The 7288-nt window shown below is 33.0% G+C and carries 9 protein-coding genes; 1 reads left to right on the top strand and 8 read right to left on the bottom strand.

Features of this window, described 5'->3' with window-relative positions:
• The coding region (locus SPD90_RS14640) for a nucleotidyltransferase domain-containing protein (RefSeq protein WP_320925728.1) at positions 1-1138 on the bottom strand (1138 nt) is incomplete at its 3' end.
• A 251-nt stretch (positions 1139-1389) separates the two neighbouring features.
• Here SPD90_RS14640 and SPD90_RS14635 point away from each other — a divergent pair.
• A complete protein-coding gene (locus tag SPD90_RS14635) occupies positions 1390-2403 on the top strand; it encodes an LCP family protein (RefSeq protein ID WP_320626501.1) in 1014 nt (337 codons plus the stop codon).
• A 245-nt stretch (positions 2404-2648) separates the two neighbouring features.
• Here the strand turns inward: SPD90_RS14635 and SPD90_RS14630 are convergent, their stop codons facing one another.
• The 7 genes from SPD90_RS14630 to SPD90_RS14600 all read right to left on the bottom strand — a co-directional run.
• Positions 2649-3554, bottom strand: coding sequence for a metallophosphoesterase (locus SPD90_RS14630; protein WP_320925727.1), 906 nt, complete (start codon positions 3552-3554; stop codon positions 2649-2651).
• A 135-nt stretch (positions 3555-3689) separates the two neighbouring features.
• Positions 3690-4154 (bottom strand): signal peptidase I, encoded by a 465-nt coding sequence (locus SPD90_RS14625; RefSeq protein WP_320925726.1) that lies wholly within the window; start codon positions 4152-4154, stop codon positions 3690-3692.
• Positions 4147-4938, bottom strand: a complete 792-nt coding sequence (locus SPD90_RS14620) for a hypothetical protein (protein ID WP_320925725.1) — start codon at positions 4936-4938, stop codon at positions 4147-4149. Before SPD90_RS14620 ends, SPD90_RS14625 begins: the two co-directional genes overlap by 8 nt.
• A gap of 113 nt (positions 4939-5051) precedes the next feature.
• Entirely contained in the window at positions 5052-5354 is a 303-nt protein-coding gene (locus tag SPD90_RS14615) for a hypothetical protein (protein ID WP_320925724.1), read from the bottom strand.
• A 42-nt stretch (positions 5355-5396) separates the two neighbouring features.
• Complete coding sequence (locus SPD90_RS14610) at positions 5397-6491, bottom strand: radical SAM/SPASM domain-containing protein (RefSeq protein ID WP_320925723.1); 1095 nt, start codon at positions 6489-6491, stop codon at positions 5397-5399.
• A 1-nt stretch (position 6492) separates the two neighbouring features.
• A complete protein-coding gene (locus tag SPD90_RS14605) occupies positions 6493-6762 on the bottom strand; it encodes a PqqD family protein (protein ID WP_320925722.1) in 270 nt (89 codons plus the stop codon).
• Between the two features lie 40 nt (positions 6763-6802).
• The coding region (locus SPD90_RS14600; protein ID WP_320925721.1) for an IS200/IS605 family accessory protein TnpB-related protein at positions 6803-7288 on the bottom strand (486 nt) is incomplete at its 5' end.

The following is a 7288-nucleotide window of genomic DNA, read 5'->3' as shown; positions in this document are numbered from 1 at the left end:
TATAAGAGAAAATTCTCTGAATCCAAGCCACTGGAAGCAATACAGGATATTTTTGTAAGTAAGTGTATCTTCCCTTTAAGTAATCTACACTTGGAAATACAGCCTTCAATCTATTACCACTGCTGTTGTCCTCAACTGCATCAAGGGTCATAAGCGCAGTATGCTTTCTGTCCATAGTACTAGCGCCGAAAACACCTGCATCTAATATATCAGATATCAGCGCATCACTATTTATGTAGTATTTATCTGATTTCTTTAAATCTTCAAATCTATAATGCTCTCCTGGATAAACCACCTTGCTATCGTCAAAGCCTAAATATTTCAAACTAATATCTATCAAATTAAGTGCAAAAGTATCGTAATTTAATTCCTTCAAATCACTCCAAAACTCTTTCCAATCGATAAATTCACCATAAGTCTCTATATACTTAAAAAAGTCGGCAACCTGTCTTATACCAAAGCCTCCAGTTAAAAAGTGCTTCATATTATGAAATACTATGTATATAAGGTGCTGCTGATGCGATAAAGTCGAAATAGCTACACCATCTACATCGATTTCTATACTCTTTTCAAAAATATCGTCAAATAAATCATTCAGATGACTATAAGCCTTGGAATCCTCAGAAAAAAGACTCTTACTAGCCTCGATACAAAGCCCTGTATTACTGCAAAAATAAGCACACTCCTCGCCTTTATCGATAAATTCAAGCCCTTCACCTGTAAGAATTTCCTTAACTCTATCATAATCCTCAGCACAAACTACAATATCCTCATCAGCAGACATCCTATCATCTGGATTATTGTACATATTTCTGAAAATTATACCTTTGAATACTAAAAATTTTATATTTTCCTCACGAAGCTTTTTATACAGCTCCAAAAATCTGCTAGTTCTCTGGATTTGAGAGAAAATAAGTTTAAACGCCATCGACTTAAACATAGCCTTAAATCCATCATCCTGCTTTTGAAAAAAATCCTGACTATACACCGCATTATATATCATAGGTACGACATGGTGTATCTCAGATAGTTTATATATGTATATTAAATCGTTAAAATCTATTTCTTCGCCCTCGTAAGCCTGCTCCTTCAACGATGCCTTTAACAAATCTAAAAATTGTAAATTAACCTTCTGCATCACTACCTCCACATTAATATTTTTACCAAAATATCGTAATTTATACGAATTTCCTTCCTAAATATATTAATATTTTTACCCTAACATTTCAATAAATACCGAAAATATATTTTCCTTATTGAATCAACACTTTTTGTTGTCTATAATTGAATTAATAATAATTTTAGCCAAGCAAACAAATTTACAGGCTAAAATAAACTACAGGGGGAGGTGAACCGCTGCGATAGACAAATTATCAGCAGCACTAATATTTGAGTAAATTTAAAGAGTTTTCAACATTTAAAAAAATCGTAATCATCTTAGTAGCGCTACTTATATTGATTCCTTTGATAACCTTCATGGTTGTATTTTTTAGAATACATTCAGCACAGGTAGACGACACTTACGAATCTCAATACAACAAAGTAGAAGGAGTCACAAACATACTACTATTAGGTACAGATGGTCGTGAAAATGAACTCGCATACAGATCCGATGCAATGATGATATTAACTGTCGATGCAAACCACAGCGATATAAAATTAACATCTCTTGCTCGTGATACATATGTCGATATCCCAGATCACGGCAAAGGAAAATTAAACGCAGCATACTTCTGGGGCAAAGAAGATCTACTATTTGAAACTATAGAAAAAAACTTCAACATAGGTATAGATAAATTCGTCCAAGTCGATTTCGACGATCTAATGAACATAATATTCGTAATAGGTGGCGTCGATGTAGAGATTGAAAAAAGAGAAATAAAATCTCTAAACGACGGTATCCCTGGCGCATACGAAGCATGTACATACGCTGACAAAGGCGAAATGCAGCTTATAAAAGGCGAAGGTCTGCACACACTAAATGGATACCAAGCAATCGCATACGCCCGCATGAGATACCTTGACAATGGTATATACAGAGACCAAAGACAACGTAAAATAATCTCTGGTATGTTCAATGGAGTCAAAGATCTATCTATGGCTGAATATCCAAAGCTAATAAACAGTCTACTACCATATGTAACTACCAACATATCAGTAGGCGAAATGTTAGACCTAGCATTTACTTCTTATAGCTTTGCAAATGCGGACTCAATTAAACAAGCCGAGTTCCCAATCATAGACGACAAGCATGTAAAAGGCGGTAAATACAAGGATGCCGGCTGGGTATGGCTATACGATGTAAATTCTATATGCGTACTTCATGACTTTATATACGACGATATAATGCCTGAAGATAATGAATATCTAAAGGATGACAGCAAAATCGAGCTAAATTATTAATGGTTCAGTAGGATTATATATGTAGTTTATCCAAAATTTATTTGTTTATACATGATAATCTAAAAAAAATCATCTAGATGTGTCTCAATAATTAGTCACATTTAGATGATTTTTTAATTTTAAGCAATATAAAAGCTGCCAAACCAAAAGCTCAGCTAAAAGCTTCCATTTGGCAACTTTTTTCCAACCGCTTATATATTAATATTAAACAAAAATCTTCATTTTCCTTCTAAAAACAACAAATTTTATTCACCATTTAAATTTACAACCATAACCTCAGGCACATTGTTAAACCTAGGCAGCTTCTGATCATTAGACCCAAGCCCAGAAGTAATCACAAGCTTCATCCTATCCTTATCATAAAGCCCATGCACATACTCAGGAAAATACCCCTGATCACCGCCGTAAAGCCCACCTAAAAAAGGCACAACAACCTGTCCACCGTGATTATGCGCGCTAACCACCAAATCAATATCCCAAGCCTTAGAAGCCTCACCAAACACAAAGCTATCCGGTCTATGGCTCATCATAATCTTATAGCTAGGCGTATCCTCAAAATCCTTCAGAAAATCGTAAATTCCCTCGCCCATGTCCTTTTTCTTAGTCAATCCATTTGGGTCAAACGCATATCCATACATACCACCTATACGAATATCGACGCCATTTACAACTATATCCTCGTAATCCATTTCCAAAAGAGTCGCACCAGTCGCCTTTATCTCATCTAGTAAAGCCTCTGACTTTTTATTTTGCATATACTCGAACTCGTGATTACCAAGGGCGTAGTAAACAGGAGCAATATCCACAAGTCGCTTGATAAAGCTCATGGCGATATCGCTGTTTTGTGAGTCGTCGTTTAGTATATCTCCATCTGCTATTATGAAATCTGGATTTTGAAACTTGATAGTCGCAACCAAATTATCGTCATCGTCGCCAAAAGTATTGTCGTGCAGATCTCCCACGACGACAAATTTCACAGATGGTTTTAAATCACCTTGACCAGCTTTTATTTTATCATCTGTTATATTGTAAGTATTAACCGTCAAATTATTATAAGATATTTTCACCTCATAATAACAAACAGGAATTGCAATCGCTATAATCAAGCAAATTACTGCCAGTACGATTAATAGTTTCTTTTTCTTACCCATAGCTATCCCCCCTTACTAGCTTTATATTATAATATTACCATATCCGCCAAAATTTATACCTATATTTTTATATAATAAAAAATCTATATCTAACCAAAATATTAGAGGGTGAAATTCATCACCCTCATCAATAATTTAAACATATCTTTTTATAAACAATATAACTCTTTGTAAAAATCCACGAATTGGAAACATAATCATCCAAATTCGAAAAATTAATTTCCAATACCATTTATCACAGTCAATTACCTTATCTTTACGGTAAATCTTTTCTACCTTTGCTATTACATCCTCTGCTGAAACAAAACCATCTCTATGCAAGTTACCATCTCCTGTCGTAATATATCCACCTAACTTAACACTAGTAATTCTATGAAGCACATAATGACCTGCTCCAGCATGAAATAAAATGATATCTCCTTTTTTCAAATGCTGATTATCACACGAAGACAAAATAACACTATCCCTATTATGGATAATCAACGGCCACATACTATTTCCTGAAACAGTAAACCTTACTGATTTACCTTCCTCTAATATTTTCTTGATTTCAGGAAATAAAAAACGTTCAGATATAATAAAATCAGACTTTTTATTCATTTTCTTTTTCCAAATTTAAAATAGCTTCTTTTAATACATCTACTGACTCGAAATCGGGTCTACAATACAACTCCAACATAGGTATTGTACTAGCAAGCTCTTCTGCAATATCAAAAGCAGAATTTTGCATATCACATGCCCAAACAGGAGCAAAAATTCTCTGCATCAAGCAAAGTGTTCCTTCAAGAGCTGTCATTGATTTTACATGATTGTAGCTATCCTGTTTCAAAGAAACAATTGCATTAATAAGCACCTTTCGATTTATATATTCACCAGAAGAACCTGACCATGGCATTCCATAAGCATACCATTTTCCATCTACTTTTCGGCAAAGGCAACGATCCCCGTTTATAATCAACGCATTCTCTCTATCTCTCCACATACGTGTATGCGTTGTTTTTCCTGTGCCTGATGGTGCAGTCACAAGAATTCCCATTCCGTTATATTCCATGACAACTCCATGCAGCACACATGCATCGTGATTTAAAACAGCATAAGAAAACAGAGAACCAAATTCACGGAAAGCACGCTCTCCTCTAGTATTTGTGTTATCTTGGTATAATGTAAAATTAGTCCAGTCATTTGATATGCGAAAAGCAAGCTCTATTTCACCATTTTTATTTTTTGTAATCCAATCAAAATGACCATTTTCTCTTTTATATAAAAAAGTAGGCGAAAAAAAATCATCAGAACCGAATAACAATATTCCACTGTTGTCCTGTTCAACATTATTAACTGTAAAGTTAAAATCTGGTAAACTCATTTGAGATTGGTAAAATGCCATACCTGAAAACGGAATTTCCATAATAATATCTCGGCAATACCTAGAAAACGATATAACAAATTCACCTATTGTAACATACTTACTTTTATTTGTTAACTTATTATCTTCCATAATTAACTTTTAGGTACTTGTATAAGTTTTGAATGTGTATTTGGAGAAACATCATTATCACTAGGAATAAAACCAAAATACTTAGAAAAATAATCTTTTAATGCATTTTTAGCAGCATTACCTTGACATCCATTAGATCCTAATCCTAAATCAGCTAAGTCTATTCTTTCTGCACCTTCAATAACTCCATTTTTATCAACATCACACCACGCATATGCATATCCCCAACAAGTATCTGCAACTCTCTCTAAAAGCTTCATTTCTTGGAAATCAGCTTTTGGACTTTCATATATTTTATCTTTCATAAATAAACCTCCTCAATGTAATACTATTTATATTCAAAATTATCAAATTACATTTAAATCCGATAATATCTGATATATGCCTTTTGCCTCTCTACATGCATATTCAGGAACTCCAAACCAATCGCCTGTTTCTGCCAATCTTACAGCTGGACATGTTTCACATAGCCCTGCAAACTTGCATGATTTACATTTTTCAATTTCACGACTTATGGGATATTTCTCTGGCAAATGTTCCCATGCATCTTTAAATCCAATTTGAAGTGGTTCTGTATATCCATTATTCAAAAGCTCACATCCATACATACGCCCACTCCAGTTAATCGTATATTGCGTTATACCTGCACCACAACTTTTAAAAAGATAACTCCCCTCATCAAATGATTGATTATTAGGTATATAAAGCTTCTTCTTGTTATCTTCCAATCGAGGAATATCTCCACTTTGAATCTGTCTATATAAATTTACAATTCCTTCATAAGCTAACTCTACATTTTGCTCTGGCGTTAATCTCGATTCCTTTGGACAAGCTACTCCACCTCGTATTTTATCAACCACCATACGACTAATATGAAGTGTTTTATCTGGACCAAATTTTTGAACAGTAAAATCTCTCATAGCTGATAAATCCTTAAAATTTTCCTTAACAATCGTAGTCCTCATATCAAATAAAGACGGTAACGTTGATAACTTGTTTACACCATCGACAAACCTATCAAACCCATCTGCACATCCACACATTTTATTATAAGTGTCATTTGATGCACCATACATAGTCACACCTATTTTATGCGGTGGGTATTTTCTCAATGTATCCATAATCTTATCTGTGACCATAGTAGCATTAGTATAAATAGTAAGCAGAAATCCCATTTTTGCTATTGCCTCGTATATTTCACAGAAATCTGATCGTAACATAATCTCTCCACCAGTTAACAACAAACCAATTGTCCCTGCATCTCTAGCCTGTTCTGCCATATGAATCCATTCATCTGCTGTAAGCTCTCTCAAATTTAAACTATCCATACATTGTTTATCTACCCTAACTAAACACATATTGCATTTTAAATTACAGCGTCCTGTTAACTCAAAAATTCCATTAATAGGGCTTCTTTCTGGTATTTCCTTTAAAATTTCCATATTAAACCCCTTCTATGACTTTGTTTTGTTCTAATATATTTATAAATTGTTCTACATCTTTTATAGCTAAATCTTCATCTATTTTATATTCTTTAATTAAAGCTTTTATTAAATCATCTTTTATAATTTCTTCTTGCAATTTCTTCCATAAAAAAGCTGCTGATTCATTTAATCTAACTACGCCATTAAAGTCCGCTATATTATTTCCAATTGGAATTACTATATCTTCTCCTGCGATCTTTCTGAGCGCAAATCCTTCTTTAATTTTCATGCATTTCCGTTACTGAAAACTTATAAAAATCTATAAAAAATTATAAAACTTTATGTTTCATTCCTTTTTCAAAGTATCTGCTTTTACTATAAATAAATTCATAGCTATTTACATTTGATAATTTATACTCTATTTGTCTATAAAATTCATAAAAACATTGTTCTGCTATAGCCTCTGATAAATGCTTATTTTTCATCATACCTCTTACATTTAAGTCTTCTAAAACAATGAATTTTGGTTTTCGATTTATTATTTCAGTAGTTACTTGATGTAAATAATTATGACGAATATTTGTTAATCGGTGATTAAGTTTTAATAATTCCTTTTCAGATTTTATAATGTTACTTGTTTTGCAGTAACTATCTCCCTTCTTATTTATTAGATATTTTTTAGATATCTTACGTTGTAACCTAAGTTTTTTCTTTTTTAATTTTCTTATTTTTTGAGTTTTATTTATATTTTTGTAAGGTTTATCAATGTTGATATATTTGCTATTTGTCGGTACTTTATTTTTTTCAGCAAGTTT

Source organism: Intestinibacter sp. (assembly GCF_034113885.1).
GTDB lineage: Bacteria > Bacillota > Clostridia > Peptostreptococcales > Peptostreptococcaceae > Intestinibacter.
The sequence above is the reverse complement of the archived record's forward strand: the minus strand, read 5'-3'. Positions and strand labels throughout refer to the sequence as shown.